We start from the raw sequence: 15203 nt of genomic DNA on the forward strand, positions 1-15203 counted from the left end.
CAATAGCCGATCCGGGGGTATGACGAGAGGAGCGCAATGAGTAGCAGGCAGGCGCAAGAGCAGGGTAAACGGGTGGCGCTGACCCTGGGCAGCGGCGGGGCCCGCGGCTATGCCCACATCGGCGTGATTGAGGTATTGGAAGCGCGAGGTTACGAGATCGCTGCCATCTCCGGCTGCTCCATGGGCGCGGTCATCGCCGGCGTCTATGCCTCAGGGAAACTCGACGCCTATCGCGACTGGGTCTGCGAGCTCGACTACTTCGACGTGCTCAAGCTGGTCGACGTGACATGGAGCCCCATGGGCGCCATGCGTGCCAGCAAGGTGATGAGCAAGCTCGAGGAGCTGATCGGTGACACACGGATAGAGGAGCTGCCGATACCGGTGACCACCGTGGCTACCGATCTGATACGCCAGCGCGAAGTCTGGTTTCAGTCGGGTCCCTTGCTGCGTGCGATCCGTGCCTCCATCGCCATCCCTGGCGTCATCACCCCGGTCCATATCGGCGACAGTACGCTGGTGGATGGTGGGCTGCTCAACCCGCTGCCGATCACTCCAACGGTTTCATCCCATGCCGACATGATGCTGGCCGTCAACGTGACGGCGCACAGCGCCCGGCCGGTGACGCTGGAGGACCTGATGCCCTCCGAAGCGCAGGAGGCGGCTGAAGCGCAGGCCGTCGCCAAGCGTTGGATGGATGTGCGGGGAGCCACGCGCTGGCTGTTCGAGGGGTTGGGCGGGCCTGAGAATGAGGCGAGGAAGGCGAACGTACCGCGTGAAGGGTCGACCAACGGTCGCCGAGCCTGGGGTCGGCTCGACATGATTCTGGCCTCGTTCGATATCACCCAGGCCTCGTTGGCCAAGTACAAGATCGCCGGTTACCCCCCCGATGTATTGATCGAGGTGCCCAAGACGGTATGTGGCGCTTTTGAATTCCACCGTGCCGAGGCGCTCATCCGCCTGGGGCGTCACCTGGCCATGGAAGCCCTGGATCGCTACGAGGGGCGGACCCGCACGGGTGACGGTGGTAGTGGCGGCATGGTTGTCGAACCACCACAGATGCCTTTCGATCGCGAATCGGGTGGCGGGCCGGAGGGCTAGGCGTCGAATCCCCGTCGACGCAGCAGCACATAGACCGCGCCGGTACCGCCGTCGCCCTCGCGCGCCGAGCAAAAGGCCAGCACCGAGGGCCATTCCCGCAGCCAGGCATTGACGTGACTCTTGATCACCGGATAGTCCGCGGTACTGCCCCAGGCCTTGCCATGCACCACCAAAACGCAGCGCATACGGCTGCCTGCCGCCTCCTTGAGAAAGCTCTCCAGCTCCAGGCGGGCATCGTCGAGGCTGTAGCCGTGCAGGTCCAGCCCCGCTTCCCAGGCGATCTGGCCACGTTTCAACTGGCTGCGGGTGCGGTAGGGCAGGTCGGGCAGAAAAAAATCGAGGAATTCAGAAGGTCGCACCGGCTCCACGCGGCCGTCGCTGGTACGACTGGCGATGCCCTCCGAATCTGCCGCCACGGCAGCGGCGCGCCGCTCGGCCGCGGAGGAATTGCGACGCTTGGGACGCCCCGGGTCGGCACGATTGACGGCAATGCGGCGTACACCGGCTTCGCGCAGCGCCTGGCGGAAGGCGTTGGCTTCCTCGTCATCGTCATCGGGTGGGCGTTTTTCGCTCATGGGGACTCGCATTGGCATCCAGCGGCCAGTATAGCGACCTGAGCGCAGCTGTGAACCGCCTGCCGCCGCGGGTACAATCGATTCATCGATGACAACCGACTGCGCAGGACCTTTCGTGGCCAACTCCAACGATTCCCGTTCGACCCTGACCCTTGACGATGAGGCGCTTTGTCGTGACCTCATCACGCTGCGCGATTACCTGCGATGGGCGGCGAGTGAATTTCATCTTGCCGGCCTGTTCCACGGTCACGGCACCGACTCGCCCTGGGACGAAGCGGTAGCACTGACGCTGGGTGCCCTGCATCTGCCCTGGAACGTCGATCCGGCCGTACTCGAGGCTCGGCTGCTGCCGATGGAGCGAGCGCGCATTGTCGCCCTGGTGCGCGAGCGCATCACCACGCGACGGCCCTTGCCTTACTTGCTGGGCGAGGCGTTCTTCGCCGGCTTTGCATTCGATGTCGACGAGCGCGTGCTGATTCCGCGCTCACCCATCGCCGAGCTGATCGAGAGCGGCTTCGCCGCCTGGTTTCCCGATGAACCGCCGGCACGAGTGCTGGATCTCTGCACCGGCTCGGGTTGTATCGGCATTGCCGCGGCGCTGCACCTTCCCACCAGCGAGGTGGATCTCTCCGATGTCAGTACCGAGGCGCTGGCCGTGGCCAGGCAGAATATCCAGCGCCATGACGTGGGCGTCAGGGTGCGAGCCGTGCTCTCGGATCTGTTCGAGGGGCTGGCGGGTCAGCGCTATGACCTGATCGTCTCCAACCCGCCCTATGTCGATGCCCGCGACCTGGCGATCATGCCTGCCGAGTATCGCCACGAGCCCGAGCTGGCGCTGGGGGCCGGTGCCGATGGGCTGGATATCGTGAGGCGCATCCTGCGCGAGGCTCGGGGCTATCTGACCGATCACGGCGTGTTGGTCGTCGAGGTGGGCAACTCCGATCGCCACCTGGAGGCAGCCTTCCCCGACGTGCCCTTCCTATGGCTCGACTTCGAGCGTGGCGGGCAGGGTGTGTTCGCTCTGACCGCTGCGGAACTCGACGCCCATGCGGCGTCCTTCGCCTGATCCACTAACAAGATATCGGGAGGAACGCCCATGTCCGGCAATACCTTCGGCAAGCTGTTCACTGTCACCACCTTCGGCGAGAGCCATGGCCCGGCGCTGGGCGCCATCGTCGACGGTTGCCCCCCCGGGCTTGCGCTCAGCGAAGCGGACCTTCAACGCGATCTGGATCGCCGCCGCCCGGGCACCTCGCGTCACACCACCCAGCGTCGCGAGCCCGATCAGGTGCGCATTCTTTCCGGCGTGTTCGAGGGAGTGACCACCGGCACCACGATAGGTCTGCTGATCGAGAATACCGACCAGCGCTCCAAGGACTACGGCAACATCAAGGACCAGTTTCGCCCTGCCCATGCCGACTACACCTATCACCACAAGTACGGCATTCGCGACTACCGCGGCGGCGGCCGTTCGAGTGCCCGTGAAACCGCCATGCGCGTGGCGGCCGGCGCAATAGCCAAGAAGTACCTGGAAAGCCAGGGCATAAGGGTGCGCGGCTACATGAGCCAGCTCGGACCGCTGAAGATCGATTTCAAGCAGTGGGAAACGGTGAATGACAATCCGTTCTTCTGTCCCGATCCGGAACGGGTGCCCGAGCTGGAGGCCTTCATGGACCAGCTGCGTCGTGATCAGGATTCGGTGGGCGCAAAGATCACCGTGGTAGCCGAGGGGCTGCCGCCGGGGTTGGGTGAGCCGGTGTTCGATCGTCTGGATGCCGAACTTGCCCACGGATTGATGAGCATCAACGCGGTGAAAGGCGTGGAGATTGGCGATGGCTTTGCCGCCGTGGCACAGCGTGGCAGTGAGCATCGTGACGAAATGACCCCCGAGGGATTTCTTTCCAACCATGCCGGCGGCGTGCTCGGCGGCATCTCCTCCGGGCAGCCTCTGATTGCCCACCTGGCACTGAAGCCGACCTCGAGCATTACCCTTCCCGGACGCAGCATCGACGTGCATGGCAACCCTGTGGAAGTCGTCACCAAGGGGCGCCACGACCCCTGCGTCGGTATCCGCGCGACGCCGATCGCCGAGGCGATGATGGCGTTGACGCTCATGGATCACCTGCTGCGCCACCGGGCTCAGAATGGTGATGTGCGCGTCGAGACCCCCGTGCTGCGTTGAGTTTGGCTCGCAGGGCTTGCGTCTGGCGTCGGGTTGCTACACTGATAGAACATTGAAGCAGGGTAATGCCATGAAGATAAACGTCGAGTTCGACCTGACGCCTGAGGAATTCCGTCGTGCCCTGGGGCTGCCGGACGTGGAGGCCTTTCAAAAGGAATTGATGAACCGGATTCAGAAGCAGATGGAGTCCGGCGTCGAGGGCTACGATCCCATGAGCCTGATGAAGCCCTTCTTGCAGCAAGGCTTCACACAGGACATGAGCCAGGGACTCTCCCAGGGGCTGGCGAGCTTCGGTACCTATCAGCAGATGATGCTCGACATGCTGCGCCAGGCCGGGAACTCCATGGGCAAGACGCAAGCGCCTGCTGAGAAGGGCGAGTCGTCTGCCGCGGATAAACCGGCGGACAAGACAGGTACGGCCAGCGCGCGTTCTCGCTCTCGACGTTCGGAGTAGCCGTTGTCAGGTGAGGTGGGTTCTTCTCTGCTGAAAGTGCAATGGTATTGCAGAGGAAGTCCTGGCAGGCTACGCTTTGTGCGGTGCAGCATGACGCTGTTCCAATGTGCTCGTGCGCTTGGCGCACGGTGCTGAGAGGCGCTGGATGAGACGCCCGGCGAGGCGCTGGCGCCTGCCCCCGCATGTTCCCGGTTCACAGGAGGTTACCCCATGCAGGACAAGATGCTCGATGAATTCAATCAGCAGACGCGGCGTTTCTTCGAACCCATGCGCAAGCTCAACTCGCTCATGCTCGGTAACATGGAGAAGATGACCGAGTATCAGCTCGAAGCCATGAAGCGCTACAGCCAAATGGGTACAGAGCGTATGCGCAGCGCCTCCGAGATCGGCGATGCACAGGATCTTCAGTCTTTCGGTGCCCAGCAGGCCGAAATGATGAGCGAGCTATCGCGTCAGATGATGGAAGATGCGCAGGCGCTTGGCGAGATGAGCCAGCAGTTCCGCTCCGAGTTGGAGAAGCTGTTCGGAGAAGTCAGCCAGGAGCTGACTGATCAGGCCAAGCAAGCCCAGCAGGGTGGTGCCGACGCTAAGCCGGCTGCGAGCAAGTCGGACACACCGGCCAAAGCCAGCAGTCAGGCCTCGCGCAAGAGCTGAAAGCCATCCGGCTGCACAAGGCTGGGTGTAATGCAGTCATCTCCATGAGGCCGATGCTTCATGGGGGTGACTGGTTGGCCCTGATTTGAATCCAAGAAAAAGGGTCCAAAATAGGAAGGGTCCGAACAGAGGAGAGGGCGATGCGGTCAGGGGATGCGAATACCTCACAGGTCGAACTGGGAGAGTGGAACGACCAGCTTCAGGAAATGGGCCAGCATTACCAGGCCCTGCTGCAGGAATTGCTCGAGCGCATGACGCCTGATACGGCCGCCGACTCCATTCAAGCCGACATGCGCAACGCCTTTCAGGCAGGGGCCGATTCGCTGATGCGCAATCCTCAGCTGCTATGGCAGACCCAGGCGCGCCTCATCCAGGATCAGTACCAGCTATGGCAGCAAGGCCTTCAAGCCATGGCCGGCAATCTCGGCGAGCCGTTGGTATCGCCACTCAAGAACGACAGACGTTTCAAGGACGAAGCCTGGCACCAGGAACCCTTCTATCGCGCCATACTGCAACAGTATCTGCTGTTCTCGGGGGCTGTCGAAGAGCTGGTCGAGCAGCTCGATGGCCTGCCCGAGCGGCAGAAGCGCAACCTGGCGTTCTATGCCCGCCAACTGGTCAACGCCATGGCGCCGACCAATTTCATCACCACCAATCCTGAAGTGATGCGTCGCATCCAGGAAACCAAGGGCCAGAACCTGGTCGAAGGGTTGGCCCAGTTGCGCCGTGACCTGGCCAATTCCGCCGACGGCCTGAACGTAGCCATGACTGACCGCAGCGCCTTCGAGATAGGGCGCAACATCGCCGTGACGCCCGGCTACGTGGTATACGAGAACGAGCTGATTCAGCTGCTCCAGTACACGCCCACCACCGACACGGTTTTCAAGACGCCACTGCTTGTCATGCCGCCCTGGATCAACAAGTACTACATTCTCGATCTGCGCCAGGACAATTCGCTGGTCAAGTGGCTGGTGGATCAGGGTCACACCGTCTTCTTGATCTCCTGGCGCAACCCGGGGCCCGAGCAGCGCGACCTGACTTGGGCCGACTACATGCAGATGGGGCCGATAGCAGCCATGGATGCCATCGAGCAGGCCTGCGGCGAAAAATCGGTCAACCTGCTCAGCTACTGCATCGGCGGTACGCTGGCGGCTTCTACCGTGGCCTACCTCACCAGCACCCGCCGCGGGCGCAAGATCAAGTCGGTCACCTATATGGCAACGCTCCAGGATTTCCGCGATCCCGGCGAGCTCGGAGTGCTGCTCAGCGAGCCGATCTTGCAGGGTATCGAAGCGCGCATGGAGCAGGACGGCTACCTCGACGGCCGCTCCATGGCCTATACCTTCAACCTGCTGCGCGAGAACGACCTGTTTTGGTCCTTCTATGTCAGCAACTACCTGAAGGGCGAAAATCCGGCACCGTTCGACCTGCTCTACTGGAACACGGATGGCACCAACCTTCCGGCGGGCACCCATGGCTGGTATCTGCGTCATATGTATTTGGAGAATCGACTGGTGGAGCCGGGCGGTATCGAGCTGGATGGCGTCAAGATCGATCTGCGCAAGATATCGACACCAAGCTATTTCATCTCCACCAGCGAGGACCACATCGCCAAGTGGAACAGCACCTACTATGGGGCGCTGTTGCCGAAGGGGCCGGTCACCTTCGTGCTGGGCGGCTCCGGCCACATTGCCGGTATCGTCAATCCCCCGCAGCGAAACAAGTACGGTTACTGGACCAACGACGAGCTACCGGCCAACCATGAGGATTGGCTCGCCGGGGCGGAGTCCCACGAGGGCTCCTGGTGGCCTCACTGGCAGCGCTGGATGACCGAGGGCGGGTATGCCGACAGCAGCAAGATGGTACCGGCTCGTCAACCGGGCGAGGGGGAGCTGAAGCTGCTTGAAGAAGCTCCGGGCCGCTACGTTCGCATGACCATACCCGAGGTGCTGGGCGAAGTGACGTCCAAAACCGATTGATCCTGTTGCTTGAATGCCCAACGCAACGAGGCCCGCATCAGCGGGCCTCGTTGCGTTGGAGCTCTCGACGTTTACGAGAGGAGTCAACGATCGCGGAACCCTCGCTGGCGTCGCGTTGCCAGTCGCAGGCCGGGTAGGACCAGCAGAGCGCTGAGCAGCCATACCGGCCAGCTTCCAGTGCGGGTAAAGGGTGTCAGGCCCTGCATCGGCACGGCTTCGGCAAGTAGTGCCACCGTCTCGAACTGGGGCGCGCGGGCTACGATCCGACCGTGATGGTCGATCACGACCGTGACCCCATTGCTGGTGGCTCGCACCACATAGCGACCGTTTTCCAGCGCCCTCAGGCGGGCCATCTGAAGGTGCTGGAGTGGGCCGATCGACTTGCCGAACCAGGTGTCATTGGAAACCGTCAGCAGCAGTTCGCTGTTTCGGGCCTGCTCGGCCACCAGATCGGCATAGATGATTTCATAGCAGATCGCGTTGCCGATTACGGTGCCGGCGGCGCGAATCGGCGGCTGCCCCGAGGGGCCTGGCGTCATGGCAGGCATCGGGAGGTCGAAGAAGGCGATGGTGCCACGTAGCCAGCGCTCGAGTGGCAGGTATTCACCGAAGGGCACGAGATGGGCCTTGCGATACTCCCCCTCGGCGTTGCCCAGGCCGATCACGCTGTTGTAATAGAGCCCGCGCCCCTCACGCTGCAGAATGCCGGTGACAAGGGCGCTACCCGGCGCCAGGTGGGCCTGGGCGCGGGCGAGTATGGGCTCGGCCTCGTCCTCGAACATGGGCAGCGCCGCTTCGGGCCAGACGACCAGGTCGGCCTCGTCAGCGTACGCCTGGGTCATCGTCAAATAGGTATTGGCGGCCATGCGTTGGCCTTCCGGGGTCCACTTGATCAACTGATCGAGGTTGCCTTGCAGCAGTGCCACTCGCAGCGGATCGCCGGAGGGTTCGGTCCACTGCGTGGGCAGAGCCAGAGGAACGAGCCACAGGGCGGCGATGGGCAGGGCGGCCCACCAGCGGCGACGCAGGAATTCCGCGCCCAGTGTGCCGGTAAGAACGACGATCAGCGAGAGCAGATACACTCCGCCGATGGGTGCCCATGGCGCCAGGGGGGAGTCAACCTGAGAGGTACCCAGCAGCAGCCACGGGAAGCCCGTGAACAGCCAAGTGCGCAACCATTCCCCCAGTACCCAGGCGCCGGCGAAGGTGAGGAAGGCCAGGCGCGGTCCGCACAGCAGGCGATAGAGCCACAATGTTGCGGCGGCGAACAGGGCCATGGCACAGACGAACAGGGTGGTGAGGAACACCGCCAGTGGCATGCCCGTATAGCCATAGTCGTGGATCGAGACGTAGACCCACGAGGCGCCCGTGCCGAACAGGCCGATTCCATAGCACCAGCCGAGCAGCGCCGCCTGGCGTGCCCGCAATGGTCTGATCGCCCAGTAGACGAGACCCGCAGCCAGCGGGCCCAGCCACCAGAGCTCGTAGGGTGAAGCGGTCAGCGTGGTGAGCACGCCTGCAACGAGTGCCGCCAGGTAGCCGAGAGCAGGCGGCAGACGTGTCTGTTTCATGGTGTATGGCATCCTGAAGGGCGGTTCAATCCTGAATGGGCGTCGATTCGTCCTGCTGAACGGCCTCGAGCAGTCGTATGCGGCGGTTGTCGGCATTGAGAACGGTAAAGCGCCAGCCGCCGAGCTCGGCATGCTCGCCACGTCCGGGCAGGTGGCCGAAGCGCTGCATCACCAGCCCGCCCACCGTATCGAATTCGTCATCGGAGAAGCGTGTGCCGAAGCGCTCGTTGAAATCCTCGATGGGGGTCAGGGCGCGAATGGCGTAGCGGCCTTCGCCGAGAACACGAATATCGTCATCTTCGTCGGTATCGTGTTCGTCCTCGATATCGCCGACGATCTGCTCGAGGATATCTTCGATGGTGACGATGCCGGCAGTACCGCCATACTCGTCGACCACCACGGCCATATGGTTATGAGTGTCGCGGAATTCCTTTAGAAGGCTGTTCAGACGCTTGGATTCCGGCACGAACATGGCGGGACGCAGCACGTCCTCGAGACAGAAACCCTCACGCTCTTCGGCGGGCTGGTTCAGCAGCTTGAGGAGATCCTTGACCAGCAGCAGGCCCTTCACCTCGTCGAGATTCTCGCCGATCACCGGGTAGCGCGAGTGTCCGGTTTCGTTGATCAGGGCCAGGTACTCCTCGGCGGGCTGATCCACGGCAATGGCGGCTACCTGAGAGCGTGGAATGAGCACTTCCCGCACCTGCTGGTCACTTATCTGCAGAGCGCCCTCAATGATCATCATGGCGTCCTGATCCAGCTTGAGGCGGGTGGACGCTTCACGCAGGAACTCCATCAGCTCTTCCCGCGAGCTGGGGCCTTCGCTGTCACCCGAGAGGGCGCCGAGCAGCTTGTCGAGCCAGGACCTTCCACCTTGGCCGGTCGTTCGGTCGTCACTCATCGCTTACGTCTCGTCCTTGCGGTCATCTTGTTGTTCGTTTGTCATCGGTGGCGTTGCGTAAGGGTCGGCAATGGCAAAACCGTTGAGGATCTCACGCTCCAACCGCTCCATTTCCTCGGCCTCCTCTTCTTCGAGGTGGTCGTGGCCGAGCAGGTGCAGAATGCCGTGCACTACCAGGTGTGCATAGTGATCCACGAGACGCTTGCCCTGTTCGTCAGCCTCACGCATCACCACCGGATGACATAGTACCAGATCGCCGAGCAGCGGCAGCGCTACCCCGGGTGGGGCCTCGAAGGGAAAGGAAAGCACGTTGGTTGGCTTGTCGTAACCGCGATAGTCGCGATTGAGAGCCTGGCCCTCTTCGACGTCGACGAAGCGAACGGTCACTTCGTGTCGCGTCTCCTCGGGGAAGCGCGACAGCACGGCCGCTACCCAGGTTTCCAGCCGCTCCTGCTCCGGCACGTTCCGGCCGGTAGCGGCAAGCTGGCGGTCGACGATCGCTGCCGGGCTCATTTCCTGTCGTCGTCCCTGTATCGTTCACGCTCCTGGCGCAGGGCTTCCCGTTCCCGCTCGCGAACTTCGCGACGAGCGCGCTCCTGAACTTCCTGATCTGCCTCGAAGCTTTCGTAGGCTTCGATGATGCGCTGTACCAGTGGGTGGCGCACCACGTCCTTGGCGGCGAAGTGAGTCACGCCGATGCCGGCGGTCCCCTTGAGCACCTCGAGCACCTGGATCAGGCCGGAGCTCTGGCCGCGAGGCAAGTCGACCTGGGTGACGTCACCGGTGATCACGGCGGTGGAACCGAAGCCGATACGGGTCAGGAACATCTTCATCTGCTCGCGCGTGGTGTTCTGGCTTTCGTCGAGAATGATGAAGGCATTGTTCAGGGTGCGCCCGCGCATGTAGGCCAGCGGGGCAATCTCGATCACCTGACGTTCGATCAGCTTGCCCACCTGCTCGAAGCCAAGCATCTCATAGAGGGCATCGTAGAGCGGGCGCAGGTAGGGATCGATCTTCTGCGCCAGGTCGCCGGGCAGGAAGCCGAGCTTCTCGCCGGCCTCTACGGCCGGGCGTACCAGCAGGATGCGGCGCACTTCCTGATGATTGAGCGCTTCCACTGCCGCAGCGACGGCCAGGTAGGTCTTGCCGGTTCCGGCCGGACCGATGCCGAAGTTGATGTCGTGCTGCCGTATGCTCGAGACGTAATTCTGCTGATTCTGGCCACGGGGCTTGATCAGTACCTTGGGCGTACGCAGCAGCACCTCGTCGTCGACGGGCCCTTCCTCTTCGTCGAGCGCTTCACGTCCGGATTCCTGCAAGAAGAGATGCACGGTGTCCGGCGTCAACTCACTGGCTTCGGCCTCGCGATAAAGGTGCTCCAGCACGTTGGCTGCCGCCTTTACCCGGTGGCCGGGGCCGGCGAGCTGGAAGACGTTGCCGCGATTGCGCAGCGTCACGCCAAGGCGCGACTCGACCAGTTTGAGATGCTCGTCCCGCTGACCGCAAAGGTTGGCGAGGCGCTGTGGATCATTGGGCTCGAGGCTCAATGTGATGATGCGGTTGGCCTGTGAGGCGAGTTGACTCAAGGTGGTGAAATCCATCCGTTGCGTGTATGGGCACCCAGCTTACTGCCCTGCCTTTCGGCAGGGCAATGCTTTCAGATCGCGGAGCCCGGTTCGAATCTCAGAACCGGGGCATCTCCTGTCGTCATTGTAGTGCCGGCGACGCCAATTCGCCGCGTAGAGAATTGGGCAGCGCCTCGGTGATGGTGACGTCGACGAAGTAGCCGATCAGCTCGGTGGGATTGGCGGCACGGAAGTTGACCACGCGGTTGTTCTCGGTTCGGCCCGACAGCTGACCGGGGTCCTTGGGCGAAAAACCGCTGACGAGAATGCGCTGGGTGGTGCCCACCATGCGGCGCGAGATCTGCATGGCTTGCTGGTTGATACGTTCCTGCAAGATCGCCAGACGCTGTTTCTTGACGCTCTCCGGGGTGTCGTCTGGCAGTGCCGCGGCCGGGGTGCCGGGGCGTGCCGAGTAGACGAAGCTGAAGGAGTGGTCGAAGCCGATGCGATGGATCAAATTCATGGTGGCTTCGAAATCCTCCTCCGTCTCGCCGGGGAAGCCGATGATGAAGTCGGAAGAGAAACTGATGTCCGGGCGTAGCGCGCGGATGCGTTCCATCTTCTCCACGTACTCCTCGACCGTGTGGCCACGCTTCATGGCCGCCAGTATGCGGTCGGAGCCGGCCTGAACCGGTAAATGAAGATGGCTGACGAGTTCGGGAATCTCGCCATAGGCCTCGATCAGGCTGTCGCTGAATTCGACCGGGTGTGAGGTGGTGAAGCGAATGCGGTCGATGCCATCCACCGCTGCCACGCAGGCGATCAGTTCCGCCAGGTCGATCTCGTCGCCCAGTTGGTTTTCGCCGCGATAGGCGTTGACGTTCTGGCCCAGCAGATTGATTTCGCGCACGCCCTGGTCGGCCAGGTGGATCACCTCTTCCATTACCGCCTCGAAGGGACGCGAGACCTCCTCGCCGCGGGTATAGGGCACCACGCAGAAGGTGCAGTACTTCGAGCAGCCCTCCATGACCGATACGAAGGCGGAGGCGCCGTCGGAGCTTGGCTTGGGTAGGTGATCGAATTTTTCGATCTCGGGGAAGGTAACGTCGACGACCGAAATCTGGTTGTCCCGCCGGGCATCCAGCATCGCCGGTACCCGATGCAGAGTCTGCGGGCCGAACACCATGTCGACATGGGGCGCACGCTTGCGCAGCGCTTCGCCTTCCTGACTGGCCACGCAGCCGCCCACGCCGATCACCAGATCGGGGTTGGCTTCCTTGAGTTTCTTCCAGCGGCCGAGCTGGTGGAAGACTTTTTCCTGAGCCTTCTCGCGAATCGAGCAGGTGTTGAGCAGAATGACGTCGGCGTCGCCTTCGTCGTCGGTCAATTCGAGCTGGTGCGATTCGCCGAGCAGATCCGCCATGCGTGCGGAGTCGTACTCGTTCATCTGGCAGCCGTGGGTCTTGATGAAGAGTTTCTTCGCCATAGGATAGAGGGTCGGTTGTCCGACGCGTGCGTCACCGGTGAGTGGAGTGTCGCGGGAATGGGCTTTATCAAGCCGTTCTCGAAGGTGCGTGCCATTATACGGAAGGCGGCCTGATGGGGCCAGTGGGGCACCGCGGCATGCTGCGCCTGTGGTACGCTAGCGCTTGGCAGTCCCATAGCGGGATATATAAGCGTAACAGAACGTTGAGGACAGACGGCCTTATGGCGGCCAAGCCGATCTATCGGGTGGTTTTTCACCAGCAGGGCGAAATCTGGGAGCTCTACGCCAGGGAAATCTTCCAGAGCGAACTTTGGGGCTTCATCGAGGTCGAGGAATTTGTCTTCGAGGATGGCTCGAAGCTGGTGGTCGACCCCTCCGCCGATCGCCTGCGACACACTTTCGATGGCGTCAAGCGCAGCTACCTGCCGCTGAATGCCATCGTGCGTATCGACGAGGTGGAGCGTGAGGGGCCGGCCAGAGCAGTCAAGAGCGAGGGGCGCGTGGCGGAATTTCCGCGTGGCCCGATGCTACCGCCCAAGGGCGAGCGCTGAGCGGCACGCCCGCATTTATGACCCCGGCCATACCCTGCTCAGGAAATGATCAACCTGACGCAGCCCCGGGGCTGGGCGCCGCTACGCTGCCTTTCCAGCGGTTTTCCCGGGGCTTATCCACAGATTCTGTGGACAGGCCGCTGAACGACACTCGCCACGGGCATGCCATGATTATGGATGCGTGGCCTGGATAGCCAGGACAACGGCATGAAGCATCGATTCAAGTTTATTCTCGCGGGTATCGCGCTGGGTCTGGTGAGCTCGCCTCTGCATGCTCAGCAGCCAGAGGGCTCCGAGCGCTGGGTTTCGGATGAGTTGAGCACCTACGTACGCAGTGGCCCTACTGACGGCTACCGTATCGTTGGCACCTTGACCGCTGGCGAGCCGGTTACCCTGCTTGAAACCAGCGGCAACTACAGCCGGGTCGAGAGCGCCGAGGGCGACCGCGTGTGGATATTGAGTAGCGAGTTGCAGGGGTCGCCGAGTGCCCGCGATCAGTTACCGCGACTCGAGGAACAGGTTGCGCAGCTCGAGGAGGAGCTGGGTGGCATCAACGAGACCTGGGAGGGAAGGGTCTCAGCCATGACCGAGACCCTCGACGCGCGCGAGCAACGTATTGCCGAGCTTGAGCAGCGCAATCATCAGCTGGACAGTGAAGCCGACCGCTCGCGTAGCACCATCCGTCAGCTGCAGGCACGCCTGGATACCCAGGAAGAAGACCTGCTGATGCGTTACTTCATGTACGGCGGCGGGGTGGCCGGCGCCGGACTGCTGGTGGGGTTGATCGTTCCGCACCTGCCCCGCAAGCGGCGCAAGCGCGATCGCTGGTTCTGAGGTGGTGACATGACCCGAGAATGGCTCGATCGCTGGCGCGAAGGGCGTATCGGTTTTCATCGCCACGAGGCGCATCCGGCGCTGATCCGCCATTGGCCTGCGCTGCAGGTACGGGCAGGCACCAAGGTGCTGGTCCCCTTGTGCGGCAAGAGCCTGGACATGCGTTGGTTGGCGCAGCGCGATCACCCCGTGCTGGGGATCGAGCTATCCAGTGAAGCCATCGAACAGTTCGTGAACGAGGGCGTTGGCGAGATCTCCCGCTATCGGCAGGACCCCTTTTCGATCTGTCGACAAGGCAGCGTCGAGCTGTGGTGCGGCGATTTCTTCCACTTTCATATCGATCAGGCGGCCGAGATTGGTGCCTTCTATGACCGCGCATCCTTGATTGCCTTACCGCCTGCCACAAGGCAGCGCTATGCCTTTCACCTCGCTCAGCTGATTCCGCCCGGTGCATGCGGCCTGCTGATCGCGCTTGCACGTGAGCCCGGTGACGAGGAGGGCGGACCGCCATTTCACGTTCCTGGCGACGAAATTCGCGAACTCTTCGAACCCAATTTTCAGGTCACCCACCTGGAAGACGGGGAGCCCGAGGAGGGGAGTGGTTTTCGTGAAAGCGTCTGGGCATTGGTGAGGCGGGGGCCCTCGGTCTGACCGAGGCGATCAGGGCCGCTTGCGGGCGGCCCCGTCGTCCATGCGACTCGTGGCCCTCAGCGGGCCAGCAGGCGAGCGAGTTCCGGGTCGCTGAAGGCGCGATCCAGGGCGTCGCCGATCAGGTCGTTGAGCATGCGTCGGTTGGCGTCACGGCCAGGCCTCACGGCATAGCTCTGGCTACGCCGTGAGGTATAGGTGCCGGTATAGGTGGTGCCCTGATTGGTTACCTTGACCTCCAGGACGGCTTCCAGGCGTGCCTCATCGATGACGGGGCGGCTGTCGCCGCGCTCATAGCCGAGGTGCAGCAGGGTAACCGTGAGGCTGGGGCGACCGCTGCCGGGCTCCGTGGTTGGCGAATAGCCCATGTCACGCACGGCAAGCTCGGCCTCGCGCTGCAGTTGCGGTATCAGCTCATGTGCGCTGACCGTGATGACGGCGGTGGACATGGCGCTGCCGGTGCGGGTGCCGATGACATCGCTGTCGCGTTCGTCCACGGCTGCCACCGTGACGGCCTGGCCACTGCCGGTCTGATGGACCGAGACGCTGCGCTGGGGATTGAGCTGGAGATAGTGAGGGCTGGCGCAGCCGGCCAGCAGGGCAGTTGCCAATAGGGCTGCCATGGCACACAGGGCATGACGTCGGTTCATTGTTGCTCCTGGAATTCGTCGTTCGGGCCAGGGGGTTGGGCCCGCGTTTGGCCTT

At 62.7% G+C, this 15203-nt stretch carries 16 protein-coding genes; 9 read left to right on the forward strand and 7 right to left on the reverse strand.

Going from position 1 to position 15203, the window contains the following annotated elements; translation table 11 throughout:
• Window positions 1-36 precede the first annotated feature (36 nt).
• The gene (locus AC2VNO_RS01075) at window positions 37-1098 is read left to right on the forward strand and encodes a patatin-like phospholipase family protein (protein WP_486932412.1); all 1062 of its coding nucleotides are present in this window, start codon (window positions 37-39) and stop codon (window positions 1096-1098) included.
• On the opposite strand, the gene AC2VNO_RS01080 is transcribed toward AC2VNO_RS01075, so the two are convergent.
• Window positions 1095-1673 carry a Smr/MutS family protein gene (locus tag AC2VNO_RS01080; protein ID WP_486932413.1) on the reverse strand — a complete coding sequence of 193 codons (579 nt, stop codon included), beginning with the start codon at window positions 1671-1673 and terminating at the stop codon, window positions 1095-1097. The two genes, AC2VNO_RS01075 and AC2VNO_RS01080, sit on opposite strands and share 4 nt — an antisense overlap.
• Window positions 1674-1788: 115 nt before the next feature.
• Between AC2VNO_RS01080 and prmB the strand changes: the two genes are divergently transcribed.
• The 5 genes from prmB (at window position 1789) to phaC (ending at window position 6942) form a co-directional block, all read left to right on the forward strand.
• Window positions 1789-2739 carry a 50S ribosomal protein L3 N(5)-glutamine methyltransferase gene (gene prmB, locus AC2VNO_RS01085; RefSeq protein ID WP_486932414.1) on the forward strand — a complete coding sequence of 317 codons (951 nt, stop codon included), beginning with the start codon at window positions 1789-1791 and terminating at the stop codon, window positions 2737-2739.
• 30 nt (window positions 2740-2769) lie between these two features.
• Window positions 2770-3855 (forward strand): chorismate synthase, encoded by a 1086-nt coding sequence (aroC, locus tag AC2VNO_RS01090; RefSeq protein ID WP_486932415.1) that lies wholly within the window; start codon window positions 2770-2772, stop codon window positions 3853-3855.
• A gap of 70 nt (window positions 3856-3925) precedes the next feature.
• Window positions 3926-4309: a DUF6489 family protein gene (locus tag AC2VNO_RS01095; RefSeq protein WP_486932416.1), complete on the forward strand. Its 384-nt coding sequence runs from the start codon at window positions 3926-3928 to the stop codon at window positions 4307-4309.
• Window positions 4310-4519: 210 nt separating this feature from the next.
• A complete protein-coding gene (locus AC2VNO_RS01100) occupies window positions 4520-4963 on the forward strand; it encodes a phasin family protein (protein ID WP_486932417.1) in 444 nt (147 codons plus the stop codon).
• A gap of 140 nt (window positions 4964-5103) precedes the next feature.
• Entirely contained in the window at window positions 5104-6942 is a 1839-nt protein-coding gene (gene phaC, locus AC2VNO_RS01105; RefSeq protein ID WP_486932418.1) for a class I poly(R)-hydroxyalkanoic acid synthase, read from the forward strand.
• A gap of 83 nt (window positions 6943-7025) precedes the next feature.
• Here phaC and lnt read toward each other — a convergent pair whose 3' ends face one another.
• The 5 genes from lnt to miaB all read right to left on the reverse strand — a co-directional run bounded on the left by lnt (window position 7026) and on the right by miaB (window position 12465).
• Complete coding sequence (gene lnt, locus AC2VNO_RS01110) at window positions 7026-8513, reverse strand: apolipoprotein N-acyltransferase (protein ID WP_486932419.1); 1488 nt, start codon at window positions 8511-8513, stop codon at window positions 7026-7028.
• A 25-nt stretch (window positions 8514-8538) separates the two neighbouring features.
• A complete protein-coding gene (locus AC2VNO_RS01115) occupies window positions 8539-9414 on the reverse strand; it encodes a CorC family transporter (RefSeq protein ID WP_486932420.1) in 876 nt (291 codons plus the stop codon).
• Window positions 9415-9417: 3 nt separating this feature from the next.
• Window positions 9418-9927, reverse strand: coding sequence for an rRNA maturation RNase YbeY (ybeY, locus tag AC2VNO_RS01120; protein WP_486932421.1), 510 nt, complete (start codon window positions 9925-9927; stop codon window positions 9418-9420).
• Window positions 9924-11000 (reverse strand): PhoH family protein, encoded by a 1077-nt coding sequence (locus AC2VNO_RS01125; protein ID WP_486932422.1) that lies wholly within the window; start codon window positions 10998-11000, stop codon window positions 9924-9926. The genes ybeY and AC2VNO_RS01125 overlap by 4 nt, the downstream gene beginning before the upstream one ends.
• Before the next feature lie 121 nt (window positions 11001-11121).
• Window positions 11122-12465 carry a tRNA (N6-isopentenyl adenosine(37)-C2)-methylthiotransferase MiaB gene (miaB, locus tag AC2VNO_RS01130; protein ID WP_486932423.1) on the reverse strand — a complete coding sequence of 448 codons (1344 nt, stop codon included), beginning with the start codon at window positions 12463-12465 and terminating at the stop codon, window positions 11122-11124.
• Window positions 12466-12686: 221 nt separating this feature from the next.
• Here miaB and AC2VNO_RS01135 point away from each other — a divergent pair, with 221 nt between their 5' ends.
• From AC2VNO_RS01135 to AC2VNO_RS01145, 3 genes are all read left to right on the forward strand, one after another.
• The gene (locus AC2VNO_RS01135; RefSeq protein ID WP_228573520.1) at window positions 12687-13016 is read left to right on the forward strand and encodes a DUF1820 family protein; all 330 of its coding nucleotides are present in this window, start codon (window positions 12687-12689) and stop codon (window positions 13014-13016) included.
• A 207-nt stretch (window positions 13017-13223) separates the two neighbouring features.
• Complete coding sequence (locus tag AC2VNO_RS01140) at window positions 13224-13850, forward strand: TIGR04211 family SH3 domain-containing protein (protein WP_486932424.1); 627 nt, start codon at window positions 13224-13226, stop codon at window positions 13848-13850.
• A gap of 9 nt (window positions 13851-13859) precedes the next feature.
• Window positions 13860-14501, forward strand: a complete 642-nt coding sequence (locus tag AC2VNO_RS01145; protein WP_486932425.1) for a thiopurine S-methyltransferase — start codon at window positions 13860-13862, stop codon at window positions 14499-14501.
• 56 nt (window positions 14502-14557) lie between these two features.
• Here the strand turns inward: AC2VNO_RS01145 and AC2VNO_RS01150 are convergent, their stop codons facing one another.
• Window positions 14558-15148, reverse strand: coding sequence for a YajG family lipoprotein (locus AC2VNO_RS01150; protein WP_486932426.1), 591 nt, complete (start codon window positions 15146-15148; stop codon window positions 14558-14560).
• Between the last annotated feature and the right edge of the window lie 55 nt (window positions 15149-15203).

The sequence above is a fragment of the Halomonas sp. TH-94 genome, assembly GCF_057473365.1.